16 protein-coding genes and 1 pseudogene are annotated in these 15,131 nt (G+C 39.4%); 13 read left to right on the forward strand and 4 right to left on the reverse strand.

Annotation, left to right across the window (positions count from 1 at the left end; genetic code table 11):
* Positions 1-752: 752 nt before the first annotated feature.
* The 4 genes and pseudogenes from EKM78_RS13400 to EKM78_RS02300 all read left to right on the forward strand — a co-directional run.
* Positions 753-1,454, forward strand: a pseudogene (locus EKM78_RS13400) (glycoside hydrolase family 3 protein); the annotation flags it as partial.
* Positions 1,452-1,859: a fibronectin type III-like domain-contianing protein gene (locus tag EKM78_RS13405; RefSeq protein ID WP_425453521.1), complete on the forward strand. Its 408-nt coding sequence runs from the start codon at positions 1,452-1,454 to the stop codon at positions 1,857-1,859. The pseudogene EKM78_RS13400 and the gene EKM78_RS13405, both read left to right, overlap by 3 nt.
* A 2-nt stretch (positions 1,860-1,861) precedes the next feature.
* On the forward strand, positions 1,862-2,929 hold the full coding sequence (locus EKM78_RS02295; protein ID WP_125768788.1) for a glycoside hydrolase family 3 protein: 1,068 nt from the start codon (positions 1,862-1,864) through the stop codon (positions 2,927-2,929).
* Positions 2,905-3,201 carry a hypothetical protein gene (locus tag EKM78_RS02300; protein ID WP_125768790.1) on the forward strand — a complete coding sequence of 99 codons (297 nt, stop codon included), beginning with the start codon at positions 2,905-2,907 and terminating at the stop codon, positions 3,199-3,201. Before EKM78_RS02295 ends, EKM78_RS02300 begins: the two co-directional genes overlap by 25 nt.
* 270 nt (positions 3,202-3,471) lie before the next feature.
* On the opposite strand, the gene EKM78_RS12435 is transcribed toward EKM78_RS02300, so the two are convergent.
* Entirely contained in the window at positions 3,472-3,612 is a 141-nt protein-coding gene (locus EKM78_RS12435) for a hypothetical protein (protein ID WP_164507161.1), read from the reverse strand.
* Positions 3,613-3,724: 112 nt separating this feature from the next.
* Between EKM78_RS12435 and EKM78_RS02305 the strand changes: the two genes are divergently transcribed.
* On the forward strand, positions 3,725-3,955 hold the full coding sequence (locus EKM78_RS02305; RefSeq protein ID WP_125768793.1) for a DUF3923 family protein: 231 nt from the start codon (positions 3,725-3,727) through the stop codon (positions 3,953-3,955).
* 37 nt (positions 3,956-3,992) lie between these two features.
* Here EKM78_RS02305 and EKM78_RS02310 read toward each other — a convergent pair whose 3' ends face one another.
* Complete coding sequence (locus EKM78_RS02310) at positions 3,993-4,925, reverse strand: hypothetical protein (protein WP_125768796.1); 933 nt, start codon at positions 4,923-4,925, stop codon at positions 3,993-3,995.
* A 162-nt stretch (positions 4,926-5,087) separates the two neighbouring features.
* Here EKM78_RS02310 and EKM78_RS02315 point away from each other — a divergent pair, with 162 nt between their 5' ends.
* The 3 genes from EKM78_RS02315 (at position 5,088) to EKM78_RS02325 (ending at position 9,139) form a co-directional block, all read left to right on the forward strand.
* A complete protein-coding gene (locus EKM78_RS02315) occupies positions 5,088-5,342 on the forward strand; it encodes a hypothetical protein (RefSeq protein WP_125768799.1) in 255 nt (84 codons plus the stop codon).
* Entirely contained in the window at positions 5,315-6,691 is a 1,377-nt protein-coding gene (locus tag EKM78_RS02320) for a hypothetical protein (RefSeq protein WP_125768802.1), read from the forward strand. The genes EKM78_RS02315 and EKM78_RS02320 overlap by 28 nt, the downstream gene beginning before the upstream one ends.
* Positions 6,692-6,847: 156 nt before the next feature.
* On the forward strand, positions 6,848-9,139 hold the full coding sequence (locus EKM78_RS02325) for an MGH1-like glycoside hydrolase domain-containing protein (protein WP_125768805.1): 2,292 nt from the start codon (positions 6,848-6,850) through the stop codon (positions 9,137-9,139).
* A gap of 38 nt (positions 9,140-9,177) precedes the next feature.
* On the opposite strand, the gene EKM78_RS02330 is transcribed toward EKM78_RS02325, so the two are convergent.
* The gene (locus EKM78_RS02330) at positions 9,178-9,423 is read right to left on the reverse strand and encodes a hypothetical protein (RefSeq protein ID WP_125768809.1); all 246 of its coding nucleotides are present in this window, start codon (positions 9,421-9,423) and stop codon (positions 9,178-9,180) included.
* Between the two features lie 276 nt (positions 9,424-9,699).
* On the opposite strand from EKM78_RS02330, the gene EKM78_RS02335 reads away from it, so the two are divergent.
* The 3 genes from EKM78_RS02335 (at position 9,700) to EKM78_RS02345 (ending at position 13,111) form a co-directional block, all read left to right on the forward strand.
* On the forward strand, positions 9,700-9,939 hold the full coding sequence (locus tag EKM78_RS02335) for a hypothetical protein (protein WP_125768812.1): 240 nt from the start codon (positions 9,700-9,702) through the stop codon (positions 9,937-9,939).
* A gap of 6 nt (positions 9,940-9,945) precedes the next feature.
* A complete protein-coding gene (locus EKM78_RS02340) occupies positions 9,946-10,419 on the forward strand; it encodes a hypothetical protein (protein WP_125768815.1) in 474 nt (157 codons plus the stop codon).
* Between the two features lie 463 nt (positions 10,420-10,882).
* Positions 10,883-13,111 (forward strand): glycoside hydrolase family 73 protein, encoded by a 2,229-nt coding sequence (locus tag EKM78_RS02345; protein ID WP_125768818.1) that lies wholly within the window; start codon positions 10,883-10,885, stop codon positions 13,109-13,111.
* Between the two features lie 211 nt (positions 13,112-13,322).
* Here the strand turns inward: EKM78_RS02345 and EKM78_RS12440 are convergent, their stop codons facing one another.
* Positions 13,323-13,517: a hypothetical protein gene (locus EKM78_RS12440; protein ID WP_164507162.1), complete on the reverse strand. Its 195-nt coding sequence runs from the start codon at positions 13,515-13,517 to the stop codon at positions 13,323-13,325.
* Between the two features lie 192 nt (positions 13,518-13,709).
* Here EKM78_RS12440 and EKM78_RS02350 point away from each other — a divergent pair, with 192 nt between their 5' ends.
* Entirely contained in the window at positions 13,710-14,507 is a 798-nt protein-coding gene (locus EKM78_RS02350) for a hypothetical protein (RefSeq protein WP_164507163.1), read from the forward strand.
* An 83-nt stretch (positions 14,508-14,590) separates the two neighbouring features.
* On the forward strand, positions 14,591-15,079 hold the full coding sequence (locus tag EKM78_RS02355; RefSeq protein WP_125768824.1) for a sigma-70 RNA polymerase sigma factor region 4 domain-containing protein: 489 nt from the start codon (positions 14,591-14,593) through the stop codon (positions 15,077-15,079).
* Positions 15,080-15,131 lie beyond the last annotated feature (52 nt).

Genomic DNA, 15,131 nt, shown 5'->3' on the forward strand with positions numbered 1-15,131 from the left:
TCATGAAAATTGGCATTGAGTATATAAGCCTCTTCTTAAATAAATGCATCAAAATAACCAAACCACGACGAGAACCAATTTATTGCCTAGATAAAGACCGAGTTTTGAAACAAGCGAGTGGTCTTCTCGATTGGTTCAAAATCGGTCGGCAGCGTTCCAGTCCCATATAGCGCCCCGCCCCGGAACCGGCAATCAGCGCACAACCAAACTACTACAACTATCCCAACTACACAATAAAAACAAATTACTCATAATCTGTTACATTTCTTCAACTTTTTTAAAATTATGGTTATTTTTTCCAAAAACACAACAATATTTTGAAAATCTTTTCCACCCCATCCTTACTAAGCTTTTCCCCTAAGTTGTATAATGAACTCGTGTCAACGTTTTCATAAAATGTTGCATAACATTAAATTAGGGGGGATTTGATGAATAAACAACGTAAGCGGATCGTTGCGATAGTAACTGGAGTCATCACCGTATTACTACTAAGCTTTTTCACGTTTATTGGTAATGCTTCAGCCGCTTCAACAACAGATCCCGCTAATGTATCAACATCTGAAACACAAACTGCAACAGATTCTACAGAAGAAACAGCTGCTCAAACATCAACCAAAACACCAGCCAACACTGATGTCGATATCAATGCCAACGCAACGACAACTTCTGATGATTCTGCCACGACTAGTCCAGATCCAAACGCAACTGAGATCGAAAACTCTGAGTTGTCGACCAAAGCCGCTGAGGACGGAATGGTCTTGCTCCAAAACAAGGATCAAACATTGCCAGTATCAACTGACAATTCTGTAGCCTTGTTTGGTTCTGGCGCCTACGGAACAGTCAAAGGTGGAACTGGTTCCGGTGATGTCAATCCTAGAAATGTCGTAAATATTTGGGATGGCTTGAAAAAAGCTGGCTATCAAATAACTTCAGAGGATTATTTGAACAAAACAGCTGCTGACTACGATCAGAAAAAAGCTGCTTTTGATGCAACTTCTTCTTTGCTGAATACCTTTGTCTATCAAGACAAACAGATCTCGCAAGCAGATTTTGACGCTGCACCTGCAGATGTTGGTATTTACGTTCTTTCAAGAAATGCTGGTGAAGGAACAGATAGGACCGACACTAAGGGTGATTATGAGATCACTGATGCTGAATTCAACAACATCAAAAATTTGGCAGCCGATTATAAGTAAAGTATCTTATTGCTCAACGTCGGCGGTCAGATCGATACTAAATTTACCGATCAAATTCCAGATCTCGACAGTGTCCTCTTAGTTTCTCAAGGTGGACAAAATGTCGGTACTGCCGTTGCTGATATTATCAGTGGCAAAGTCACACCATCTGGTAAATTAGCACAAACTTGGGCTCAAAACTATTCAGATTACCCAGCTTCAGCAACTTTCGCTGACAACGATGGTCAATCTGATCAAGAAGACTACAACGAAGGTATTTACGTTGGTTACCGTTATTTCGATACTTACAACGTAACTCCAAAGTATGAATTTGGTTATGGCCTTTCTTACACGACTTTTGATACTAAGACCGATTCAGTTGCTGTAAATGGCAACAACTTAGTAACTAAAGTTACTGTAAAAAACACTGGTGACAAGTATTCAGGACGTCAAGTCGTTCAAGAATACTACTCAGCACCAAAGGGAACAGTCGATAAAGCTTTCCAAAACTTGGCTGCTTATGCCAAAACTGATGTCTTGGCACCAGGACAAAGTCAAACTTTGACATTGTCATTCCCACTCTACAATATGGCTAGCTACGATACAGCTTCCAACAGCTACATCCTAGACATATCGTTAGAGTCGGCAACAGTTCACGTGATACTCACGTCGCTGCTGTCTTGAATTTGACTTCAAAAGTCACAACTGAACAACTTTCTTCAGAAATGGCTCCAGCAGTCGATCCAACAGAACTTCACGGATCAAATAATACATTTGTTCCTGACAACCAAGCAGAAGAGCTAGTAAACGCACCAGTTATCCAACTAAATGCTAGTTCATTAGAAAATGTCCTTGGCAACAACGCATCAACTTTTGATACTAACGATGTAACTACGATCGTTAATTCAAACTCTTCAATAGACATTCCCAAAACTGATTTAAACGAAACACTCAAGTCAGTTTCTGGTGTTTATGGTTCAACCTTGAAAGATGTTTACGATGGCAAGATCTCAATGGATCAATTCATCGTCACCTTGACACCAAAACAACTTTCATACATCGTCAATGGTAGTTTGGAACCTTCAAACGGTTCAAGCTCACCGATCGTCGGTAATTCTTCACAAGAAGTACCCGGTGCAGCTGGTCAAACAACTGGCACATTGACAAACAGAGGTATCAACATTTCCGTAAATTCAGATGGTCCAGCCGGACTTCGTTTGACACCTGTTTCAACCGTAAATGGTCAAAAGAGATATCAATACGCTACCGCATGGCCAATCGGAACCTTATTGGCACAAACTTTCGACCCAGAAATGATCAACGAAGTCGGAACAGCCGTAGGTAAAGAAATGAAAGAATTTGGCGTTGATACTTGGTTAGCTCCAGGTATGAACATCCAAAGAGATCCACTAAATGGACGTAACTTCGAATACTATTCAGAAGATCCACTAGTAACAGGAGTAAGTGCCACAGCCATGACGAGAGGGGTTCAATCAAACCCAGGCGTCGGCACAACTGTAAAGCATTTCTTCGCCAACAGCCAAGAAACAAAACGTGGAACAATGGATGACGAAATCGGTGAACAAGCCATGAGAGAAATCTATCTAAAAGGCTTCGAAACCGTAGTAAAAGACGCCCAACCACAATACATCATGTCCTCATACAACCAAGTAAACGGCCAATACAATGCAGCAAACTACGACCTATTGACCAACATCTTACGAGGCGAATGGGCTTCAAAGGAACTGTCATGACCGATTGGTACAACCAAAAGAGTCTCTCAGATCCACAGATCCTAATGCACGCCGGCAATGACCTAATCATGCCAGGAAGCACACAAACTAAACTACAAAAAGCCATCTCTGATGATAACCTAGCACTAGGCGACCTACAGAGATCAGCTGAAAGAGTATTGAACACAATCATGAATGCATACACCTTCGCTAAAGACAACAATGTCAAAGCACATTCATTGACACCAAGCGACGTATCAACAATCATGACAGACAATGGCCAAAGTTGGTAAAAGAATCAGGAATATACTGAAAAACAATACTTAAAGTAGCAAAAAAGACAAATCCTACATTCGCAAAACGCAGATGAAGGATTTGTCTTTTTTTCTATTCTTTTAGTTTTTTCTTTTTAGGATCTTTCCGTTTCAGAAGAATCCTGAGATAGACAAGTAAAAATTAGGAAGCACCAAAAGTGCCAATTTAACAAGAAAAAATCAGTAAAACCAAAAAAAGAGAGAATCATCGATTACTATCTAGGTGGAGGGGTGGGGCGCTATATGGGTTCAGTAGCCAAATTCCTCTTGGCGACGAAGGAGCTTAGAGGAAGACTCGTATTTGAAATGCCCGGGTGGTTTTCCCGGGTAGTTCAAATCGATGTCGGCTACGTTCCAATCCCATATAGCGCCCCGCCCCGGAACCGGCAATGAACGTCCCCCCTAATTACCACCTCAATTAAATATTAAATCCAAAAACATCGAAGATAAAACCAAATAAAGCTATAATAAATATAATGCCAAATTATTCGGGGGTCATATTATGAAAATGAAAATTTGGTGGATCGTGAATATTCTGTGGATAATCCTATTCGCAGCAATGGGGATCTTCGTCATAGTCCGCAAATACGATGCAGCCGGCATCTTGCAGACCAACCAACTAAAATTTGCCACCCTAGCCATGCTAGCAGTCCTACTATTATTCGTAGGCTTATGCCAGGCGCTAGTACTATACTTTATCAAACGAAGCAATCAAGCCAAGTCAAAAAAATAGACTAGATCAAAAAAAAGATCAAGTCTATTTTTTTTATCTAATCGACAGAATTTTCAGTATTTTCAGCGTAATCTGTGGGGTAACCAAATTTATCAGAAATCGTGTATATAGCATCCTTGAAATTACCGTCGAACAAAGTGTAAGTCTCGTGAGTCTTTTGATCCTTCAACTTAGTCTTGCTTAAGATCTTGAAAGTCAAAGTGGGACTACCTTGTTTATAAAAACCGTTATCGGCATCATTTTCGGGAAGATCAGTCGTGATCGTCAACAAACTATTGTCGATCGCCATTTTAGGTTCATTCATATTTGATATTTCCTTAGGCTGACCAGCCTGAGTCACCTTGAACAATTTGAGAAAGTGCTCATCTTCGCTGTCAGCAGGTGAAGCCAGAAAACTTAAAAAGCGGGAATCATGTTGATCACTAATAAAGATCTTATCAATAAAATAATCACTGTCTAGATCAACAATCTTCGTAACTGGAGCCTTAGTTTTTCCAGTCATCAGATTGTAGTCGGATAGCTCGTAACTTTTGTACCAAGTAAGATTTTCCTTGCGGAGATTCTTAGTGTCATCAAAGTTGACCTCTGACTTGCGACTAGGATTAGGGTAGAGTCCCAGTTTCGTAGAATTGCCGTCAATTTTGAAGTCCATTTTAAAATAGTGCCAGCGAGGGCGATCATTTTTACCACGGATCAGGTAAGTATTTTGGTCGAGTTGTTTATATTCGATATGATGAAATTTATTGCCATTAGCTAAAAATTTATTTTGCTTCAGCTCCAAAGCAAGAAAGTTCTGTTTATCACCATGACCGTAATAACCTTTATAAGCATAAGGAACCCCGGATTTAAAATCCTTTTTTGTTTGTTGCTTATCTTCTAAACCCAGTTCCTGCTTGATATTAGAGCATCCGGCTAAACTAAATATTAAAATCAGTGCCAAGAAAATTTTTGCCCAGATAGATTTTTTCATCATGATCTCCCGCCTATCATAAAATATAATTTTATCTTAAATTAAACGCCAACCTCTTGTAAACTTCGATTTAATTTCAAATATATTGAATATTTGATAGCGTTTAAACAATATATTTTATATCCTATGAATAGATAGATTCAAAATATGGGGGGCATAGGGATGAAAAAAGTTAAAATAGCTGGACTAGCAGCTGCAGCTCTGTTAGCCATCACACCAACAACAGGAACTGTAAGCGCTGCCGACACAACAACGGATTCAGGATTTAATATCAGCAATGTAACTGATATGGTCAAAAATTTCGTTGGTTTTTTCCAGGATATTGCAGATAAAATTCAAGGTATTAGTGGGAACGATGGTTCTAAGACACGACTCAAGATGTCCATAAATTGGCTCAGAACGTTCTTAATAGCATAAACACAGTTACTTACGATGAGAATCATCCAGTACAGTTGAATAGTGATACATTGCAAGGAAATCTTGGAAGCGATTTAAGTGCCGAGTCTTTTGCTGATTTATTGAGTAATACTGATGCAGGGAAATTGAAGGTTTTCAATCCGGATCAAGTGGCTTTAATTAAAGCTGCAGGAGATTATAAATACGTCTTATCCTATCAAGAGGGCAACCAAAATGACTTAAAAGTTGCTTTCGACGCATTTGCACAAGGTGACGGTGCAACTATTAAGTTGAATGTTCAGACTAAAGACAAAGATGGAAAAACAGTTGGTAACCATGTGATTACTTTTGTCAATAATACAAAAGATATTGCCGGCGCAACCAACTTGAACATTCATTTTAATACACCAATTAAAGTTGCACTCAATAGTGAAACAACTCCAATTAAAAAATCAGAAAGTGCAAAGACAAATACAACTGTTGACAATAACAATGGTCAAACAGTTGCATATCAAAGCATAGTTCCTGGTGGATTTTATTCAAATCCAACTGATGCAAAAGATTTCAAAAATCCGCTGGATTTAGGTAATCATTTTAAGCAAGCAGGAAAAACATATTATCAACCAGTAACTATCAATTTTGATAAAGACAAAACAGATATTTGGACAATTACTGATAATTCACTTAAATCAAGTGATACAACATTTACTTTAAATGGTAATAGTGTTCTTTGGGAAAATGTAAATTGGAATGGAAATACAAATGCCGTAACTTATGTTCGTGAAATTGTAGTCGGTGACAAAGAAGCCGAAAAACCAGATACAACAGATCCAGATGGTACAAAGGATCCAGACAAGAATGATCAAAAAGATCCAGATACTAACAAAGATCCAGATCCAGAAGATGAAGTTGGTGTATGGAAAGAAACAGATCAAGATGGAATTATTACTGTAAATAACCAAATCGCAAACTTGATGAACGATGACAATGTTCTAACAACTCGTTCATTGGCCGCAAATACTCAATGGGTAACTGACAAGTATCGTGAAAATAGTGCTACAGGTGCTATCCAATACCGTGTTTCAACTCATGAATGGGTAAATGCAAGTGATGTTACATTCCAAGAAAAGATTCCTAACTTCTTTACTAACATCACTCAATATCCAGAATTCCACACAGTTACTTTAGCTGGTCCTAGTGGCTTTGTTTACGCATTGTTCAACAAGGATGGCGTTCGTTCACTCCGTGGCTTAGCAGGAAGAACTACTTGGGCTACTGACCAACGGGCAACTGATGCAAATGGTAATATCTATTACCGTGTATCAACAGACGAATGGATCCAAGAAGGCGCTGGCGTTACAGTTGATTAAATTATAAATTTAAAAATACTGACATCGATTTTTTGATGTCAGTATTTTTTTATCTTTTTTGTAGGAAAAAACTAATATTTATTGTAAGCGAATACAAAATATGGAATAATAGCATTGCCGGCCAAAAATGGTCGAAAAAATACAGGGGGAAACATGATGAATAAGACTAGAATTATTCGTACGTTATCGCTAGTAATGGCGCTGATTTTTGGAATACATTTTAGCCAACAACTAGCTAGTGCAAGTAGCGTTGAGGACTATCCGAATGTGCTGAATATTCAAGCTTCGCCGACTGCTGATTTTTATAAATCAGGTACTTCAGTCAACAAGTATTCACATTTTTCGGATATGGGTGCTTGGCACGGTTATTATTTACCTAAGGAAGGAGATACGACAACTTACGGTGGTTTTACCGGGCCTATGATTGTGGCTGAGGAGTATCCCGTTAATTTGTCGAAACAAATTTCACAGCTAAATATTAAAAATGTGACAACTGGCAAAAACTACGATTTCAAGCTGGCACAACATAAGTTTGCATACTATCCAGGTCGTTTACACCAGGAATACCAATTTACGGATTTGACAGTAACAATGGATCTTATTTTTGTCAGTGATCGAACTGCTTTGATCAGAACTAATTTGAAAAATACTAGCACCAAGGCTAGTGAATATCATGTCAGCTGGACTGGTGATATTTTGAATAAATTGACGATCGGTGGTCGCACAACTGATCTTCAACAATCATTAGTCGCTACCGATAAGGGTGTGCAAGTCGATTTTTCAACTGTTAGGAACACATCAAGTTATATGACAACTGATGAGAATAAATTTGATGTTGCATACAGCCAACCTGTAACAACCACAGTTAATGGCAATAATTACCAAAGTGATTTGAATGAAAACATCAAATTAGCTGGTAATAGTTCAGTTAATCTTTATACCGCTGAATCTTACGTATTCACGAATGAAGAATTGGCCAATGAACACGCTATGACTTCCAAATATTTTGCTAATGCAACAGATTATTTCACAAAAAACAAAAATCGTTGGGAAAATTATCTAAACAAAACGGAATCTAATAATGTGACTTTTCGTGATAAGCAACTCAATAAAGCTGCAGTGAAGAGTTTAGAAACATTGACGACTAACTGGCTCAGACCAGCAGGAGAACTGAAACATGATGGTATCGTTCCGGCTATGGGTGACCGTTGGTTCGTTGGCCTCTGGGCCTGGGATTCGTGGAAAGAAGCATCTGCTGTATCTGAATATGATCCAGAACTAGCCGAAAACGTGGTCCGTTCATTATTCGATTATCAGATCCAGCCTAATGATGATCTTCGGCCACAAGATGCTGGGATGATCCCAGATGCAATTTTTTACAATAAAGACAAGTATCGTGGTGGCGACAGTATCAACTGGAACGAGCGTAATTCGAAACCACCACTTGCTGCTTGGTCAGTTTGGCAGATTTATCAACAAAATCTTGATAAAGAATTCTTAGCCGAGATGTATCCAAAATTGGTTGAGTATCACAATTGGTGGTATAGCAACCGTGATCATAACCACGACGGTTTAGCTGAATATGGAGCAACAGTCCATGATCTGCATTTCAAGACCGTTAATGGCAAGCAAGTACCAAACAAAGATGAAGTGATCTTAGGTGCTGCTTGGGAGTCTGGTATGGATAATGCCGTTAGATTCGACGCTGAAGGTGTTGGAAAAGACGACCAAGGAGTCAAGGTTCTTGAAAATAAAGATGCTGATGGCAACTTAGTCGGCTTCTCAATCAATCAAGAGTCAGTTGATCTAAATGCATACTTGTATGCTGAAAAAGGTTATCTAGCTTCAATCGCCAAAGTTTTAGGCAAATCAAATGATGTTGAAAAATATACATCTGAAGCCAAGACTTTACGAGAAAAAATCAACCAAAAGATGTTCGATAAGAAAACTGGTTTTTACTATGATCTTCAATTTGTAGGTAATAAAAAGCAAATGGTTGTAGATCGTGGTAAAGGAACAGAAGGATGGATCCCGCTTTGGGCTCGTGTTTCAACGCAAAGTGAAGCAAATGATGTCAGGGATGTCATGATGAATACAGGTATGTTCAACACGTACATGCCATTACCAACTTCATCACGAGATAATAAGAAGTTTGCTGCAACTAGATATTGGCGTGGTCCGGTTTGGTTAGATCAAGCGTTCTTTGGAATCGAAGGATTACAAAATTACGGTTTTGATAAGGATGCTAAGACATTGACGAATAAGCTTTACGATCATGCGGAAGGTTTACTTGATGATGGTCCGATCCGTGAAAATTACAATCCATTGAATGGGCAAGGATTGAACTCGGAAAACTTCAGTTGGTCATCTAGTGTCTTCTACATGTTGCACCATGACGTGTTCGGCAATGGTAAGACGACATCACAAACAGCATTTCCAATTGAATAGCAAAAAAAGCCAATACTCAATTTTGAGTTTGGCTTTTTTTACACTGTTCTAGATTTTATTTTTCGTGTTATCGAAAGACGTGAACTATCAACTGGTGCCCAATTTGAAGGTTTTAAACGCCGACCGTGTTCGATTTCGGCTTGGGATTTCTCGGTCATTTTGTAAGTGACAACCTTGCCAGTTTTTTCATAAGTCGTCAGAGTCCTGACGGTCCGGGAAATATCGGTGATAAAGAATGTCAGTAGCAGTGAAAATTGTAGTGCAATCGGTAATGTATTTTTCAATTAATAACTCCTCTTGTTAATGATTTAATTATACGGGAATATTTCTGTTCATGTGTGGAATTTTCTAGGTTATTTTGTGAATGAAATATGAAGATGTCTATCAACACAAAGCCAACTGTTTAAAAAAAAGATGCCCTGTTTATGCATTTTTTTACGATTAGATAACATTTTCACAATAATATTTTTAAAAATGTCCTAAAAGTCGCGTATTCAATCAACATTTTTAAAAGTTAATGTATAATGGTGTCAACAGAGTATTAAAAGGGTGGTATAAAAATGCTTGAAAATGTAAATGGTATCGTTAAGGTCAACCAAGACGAACGATATGTCGTTTTCTTATTCGACACTTATGAAGCAAGCCGCAAGATGTTACAAGATAAATTTGTTAAGGGTCAATCTTCTTGGTATACCGATGTTAAGGGTACTGGTGAAGATGGCAAAGTTTTCTATCGTATCGCTCAAGACAGCGAATGGATCGAAGCTGAATATGTTGATTTTATTGAAACGGATGAGTAGGAGATTTTGGATCCGCTGAGCTTTTTGCTTGGCGGATCTTTTTTTGTGTTTGAGTTTGAGGTTTTTAGAGGTGGTAGTTTGGGTGGTGGTTCATTGCCGGTTCTGCGTGGGGTTCCGGAAATTGCGCCGTGGAACGCCATGGGCACCACTCTGAGCTATCCGAAGGAAACCGCTTCGGACATCTCAGAGCTGGGCCTTCCACTAAGCTCCTTCGTCGCTAAGTGGAATTTCATGGCTGACGGCGAATTTCCTCCACCCCACGCAGAACCTAAGGTGGTACAAAAATCATTTTTTGGTAGGGTCACGGTACTTATTTCTACACAGGTAGGTTGTTTGGTTTTGATATTCGGACCTATGTTTTTTATGGTCTTACGATCTTGGTTCCTTGGTTCATCTTTTCAATTCCTATTGATAATATCGTTGAAACTCTTTTGGAAAACGTCTCATTCAAAACAAGTACGTGGATTCAATTTGGTCTAATAAGTCTAATAATACATTGTTTTGGTTTTGACCTTGCTCTTGCTTTTGGGTGGGCTTGACCTTGGTCTTGATTTTGCCCTTGCCCTTACTATTTTGGAAGAGATTGAGATAGACATGTGAGAAATAGGACGAGCAAAAAGTGCTAACTTGATCCAATCAAGTCGGTAAAACTCAACAAAAAAAGGATTGTATCCCCGGGCCCCGGAGTCGGCATTGAACGTAGCAACCAAACTACTACTTCCACACCCCAACCACCCAAAATCACAAACGTCCATCCAAACAAAACGCTTCTGTCTGCGTTGCTCTCTTACATATCTGTCTGTGTCAATCACTAACATATTTTTCTAAATATTAAGTTTTTTTATACTTTCTCAAGATATATTTACGTTTCCCCCCAATCCATTGATGTTGCTTTTTCCAAACCGTATCATGGATTTAAGAATAAAAATTGGGAGAAACGTCTATGAATAAAAAATGGGTAGTCTCGACAGCCTTCGCCAGTTTCCTTGCGGCTGTTGGAATCTCTTCAACTACGTCCCACGTCATAGCTGCAGTCTCTGCAAATGATAAAGATGAAAATGATGCTGATGCCAATCAAACCGAAGTCGATCCAAACGTTGCAGTAAAAGACCCGACCGTAGCGTCCGTAATGGATGCTCAAGGAGCTCCTGTAACAGAATCGATCCCTGCTGATTCTGAAACTGATGCTACAACTGAGAGTGGTTCGGATGCAACCGCTGCTTTGGCTGACTCAGCTTCTGCTTCAGTCCAAGCTTCTGCGGAAGCTCCTAACGCTGAGTCTGAACAAACTGATCCTAGCTACTACAACGGCTTTGAATCAGGCAGTTCAAATTCGGAAGCTTCTGAAGTTAACGGTACTAGTTCAGTTGAACAAGCAGCGTCCGATAGTGCGGTCGCTACAAAAGATGCTCCTATGCAAAAGGCTGATTCAGCAACTGCTACAGCAGATCCTGCTACTACTAACGCTGATTCGACCACTGATGCAACAGCTGATTCAAGTACTGAGACATCGAGTGATGATCAAGCTAGTTCAAGTTCTACGATTAAAACAGCACCTGGTTTTTCAAGTGAAGTTCAAGCTGCTATTTCAGCTTCACCTGAGACTAATTCACAAGTCTTGCCAACTAACGACGGAACAGTCCTAGAACGTTCAGCTACTTCTGATGGTGCGGTCACTCAAGCAGCTACTAACTCACAACAAGACGAGTTCTTAGCTATGGCTGGTCCTATGGCCCAAAAAGCTGCCGGAGAATACGGCTTGTATGCTTCTGTTATGTTGGCTCAGGCAATCCTTGAAAGTGGCTGGGGCCAATCTGACCTAGCTCTGGATGCTAACAACTTGTTTGGTATCAAGGGTGATTACAATGGTGCCTACGTTTCGATGCCTACTAGTGAGTGGAGCGCTGATCAAGGTTGGTACAAGATCTACGCCAACTTTAGAAAGTATCCTAGCTACTATGAATCCTTCCTCGATAATGCTGATAAGCTCCGCAATGGCTTGACGGGTAATTCGAGTTTTTACAGTGGAACTTGGGTCGAGAATACTGATTCTTATCAAGATGCTACTGCTTGGTTGCAAGGACGCTATGCTACTGCGCCTAATTATGCTAGTGCTTTGAACAATATTATTGAGACTTACAATTTGACTCAATACGATACTGATTCGGAATCTAATCCTAATTTAAGTGATAACAATAATTCTTCAGGTAATAATTCTGGTTCGACGACTAATCCGGATACAGCGGTCAACGGTACTCAAACTAAACTCGATGATGTTGCTGTCGTTACTAATTTGGACAACGCCCAAATTTATACTAACGCTTATTTGAGTCAACCTTCAGCTCGTGCTTTAGGCTATGGTACAGCTTGGAAATTGGCTTCAAAAGTGGTCGATGATTCAGGTAATGTTTTTTATCAAGTGTCGACTAATGAATATGTTTTAGCTACGGATGTACAATTACGTTCTGAAGGTGGGACAGAAACTGAACCACCTGTTTCGATCGATGATACTTTGATCGTTACTGGTGATACGGGTGCAATCGTTTATGGCGCTGCCAATACTAAGTCAGCTACTAGCAAGATCTTGCCTTATTCATCAGAATGGAAGACTACAGCTTACGTCAAAGATAACGATGGCAATACTTTCTTCCTCGTGGGTGCTAATGCTTATGTATTGGCTTCTGATGTTGTGCAAAAATCTAAGATTTCTGAAAGTGATGAATACTTGAACGATATCACGGTCGATTATCCTGATATTTTACGTATCATCACAGCTCCTAGTGCTAAACTTTACGATACTAAGCACAATTTGCTTTCACCTAGTTTAGCTAACGGAACTGATTGGAGAACTGACAAAAAGTCGACCCACTCAGACGGCTCTGTTTGGTATCGTGTTTCAAACGACCAATGGGTCAGTGCGACTGATGTGCAAGTTCTAGGTTCAAACTACGTTAAGACAGTCAAAGGTACTGTTAAGATCAACTATATCCCTGGATATGGTGTGAATGTTTATAATAGTCCAGCAGCTAATAATAAGTTCACGGGAACTCGTTTAGCTGATGGTACTACTTGGAAAGTTACTTCAAAACAAATCGTAGATGGCCAAACTTGGTACGAGGTACCAGCTGGTTGGGTCAATGGCAAGTATTGCCTGTTTACACCTGTAAAGTAGTGGCTTTTTTGAGCCGGGTCCGTTTTTATGGATCCGGCTTTTTTTGCTTTTTTGTTTTTGTTTTGGAGTTTTTTTGCTTTGGTTTTTTTGGGTGGTGGTTCATTGCCGGTTCTGCTGAGGGTTCCGAGAATTGCGACCGTGGAACGCCATGGGCACCACTCTGAGCTATCCGAAGAAACCCGCTTCGGACATCTCAGAGGTGGGCCTTCCACTAAGCTCCTTCGTCGCTAAGTGGAATTTCATGGCTGACGGTCGAATTCTCTCCACCCTCAGCAGAACCTAGGTTGCCAGAAGCATAATTTTTTGTGTGGGGGGTACGGTACTTATTTTTATTGCGGTATGTTGCTTTGGCGTTTGTAGAGGTTTGTTTCCAAATCTCTTGTGCTTCAAATTCTGAGCACTGCATCGTACCTTGGTATATTTGGAAGCTACTGCTTATTTTTTCTTGTGCGTTAGGTCACTTAATGCTTATGGTTATTGCGCTGTTTCACCACTTTATTTTTTCAAAAATCTTTTATATACGGAGGATAGCATCATTGTTTCTGTAGATAGAAATCTTAATCAGTTCAAGGGTTGTACTGTTGATCTGGAATTTTTGTTGAAGGATGCAAATGTTAAAAAGCTCTATATTTATGAAAATTTTGAAATTGATAATGAGACTGTAGCAATTTTTGCGCTGGAGGATAATGATTTTGGCAAGTCGATTGTTTTTCACCAGCACCTCGGGATATTTTTTGTGGATCAGACTACCAAGCAATTGATCAATAAATATAAGGATCATCACAACTGGCATGGTTTTATGATATCGCGGACTTTTTCTAAGGTCTTCGATCTGAAGGGTCATCTGCCGATCGTCGATGGGATCAACGTTTATCTACCACTTTCTGGCAGTAAGGGACGTTGTCCGGATTGGGTCGGTTTGCATCAAGTGATCGGCTTTCAGCAAAAAGCTGGCTATGCAGAGTTTGTTACTCGTGATGGCGAGCATTTTCGGCTCAAGTTTCCGGGTCATAATTTACACGATATCATTCATAAAGCTTGTTTCATCAGCGAATGTCACGTGGAAATGATCAAGCAAAATATCGAGTCATTTGCAGTTTTAGTTCTGAAACAAGAGCGAGTGGGGCTGAGTAAGTCATTTAAAGATTGTCGCTGCAAGCTTCACTGTGATTTTCAACGGATGGAGAAATTAGCTTGGCAGTTTTGGACCAATTACTTTGCGATCGCCCTGTTGGTCACGACTGAAGATTATGAATTCGACCGTGAACAAGCAATTAGAGTTAAGATGAACCAATTTAATAAAAAAACGGCGTATTTAAAAAAAGTCCACGTAAAGTGGGCTTTTTTGCTGGAGTTAATTATTACAGTTCGTTGTAACAAAGTGAGTTTAGATTAGTTCTGCCGATTATTATTACAGTGAAAATACCGTTATATTATCCCTACCACAAGCGCTTGTGAGTTAATTTAAGGAGACTCGCAATGGATTTACAGGTTGGCTTTAAAAAGGCTTTAGAAGAGGAAAATTTGGTTCATGGGGTATTGAAAAAACTGCATATTTATCAGACTAACAATAATTATCAAGATTACGTTCAAGAAGCGATGATTATTTTTGCCCAGGCTTATGTCGATTACGTCGATCAAGAGCAGGATCTGGAGAAATTCAACGTTTATATTTATCAAAAATTATCTTGGCGGTTGACCGATATGTTGCGCAAGGAGCAACGATTTTTCAATGTTCATTCTTTAGAAGTGTTCGATTTTGAGCGGGTCAAAGAAGAGTTGTCTGATCTTTTTTTGGATGATATCGATCTGAGTTGCTTGAATGAGTTTGAGCAAAAGCTATTTTTCGACTTATTTATCGATGAGATACCGATAAAATTTTTGACGAAGAAGTACGGCTGCACTGCTCGCAATCTCCGGTATCATAGGGATTCTATCCGTCAAAAAATGTCTAAATTGCTTTCATAAATAAGAAAATTTAATACTTAGAGTTTACTTTAAGATTACGAATGTGTAACTT

Origin of the sequence: Companilactobacillus furfuricola, from assembly GCF_003946325.1 — a bacterium.
Taxonomy (GTDB): Bacteria; Bacillota; Bacilli; order Lactobacillales; family Lactobacillaceae; genus Companilactobacillus; species Companilactobacillus furfuricola.

What these genes read in the sequence shown, in the direction of transcription:
- EKM78_RS02300 (WP_125768790.1), top strand. Translation starts at nt 2,905, where the DNA reads ATGGGCTTCAAAGGAACTGTCATGACCGATTGGTACAACCAAAAGAGT.
- EKM78_RS02355 (WP_125768824.1), top strand. Translation starts at nt 14,591, where the DNA reads ATGGATTTACAGGTTGGCTTTAAAAAGGCTTTAGAAGAGGAAAATTTG.
- EKM78_RS02315 (WP_125768799.1), top strand. Translation starts at nt 5,088, where the DNA reads ATGAAAAAAGTTAAAATAGCTGGACTAGCAGCTGCAGCTCTGTTAGCC.
- EKM78_RS02305 (WP_125768793.1), top strand. Translation starts at nt 3,725, where the DNA reads ATGAAAATGAAAATTTGGTGGATCGTGAATATTCTGTGGATAATCCTA.
- EKM78_RS12440 (WP_164507162.1), bottom strand. Translation starts at nt 13,517, where the DNA reads ATGCAGTGCTCAGAATTTGAAGCACAAGAGATTTGGAAACAAACCTCT.
- EKM78_RS02310 (WP_125768796.1), bottom strand. Translation starts at nt 4,925, where the DNA reads ATGAAAAAATCTATCTGGGCAAAAATTTTCTTGGCACTGATTTTAATA.
- EKM78_RS02325 (WP_125768805.1), top strand. Translation starts at nt 6,848, where the DNA reads ATGAATAAGACTAGAATTATTCGTACGTTATCGCTAGTAATGGCGCTG.
- EKM78_RS02335 (WP_125768812.1), top strand. Translation starts at nt 9,700, where the DNA reads ATGCTTGAAAATGTAAATGGTATCGTTAAGGTCAACCAAGACGAACGA.
- EKM78_RS02345 (WP_125768818.1), top strand. Translation starts at nt 10,883, where the DNA reads ATGAATAAAAAATGGGTAGTCTCGACAGCCTTCGCCAGTTTCCTTGCG.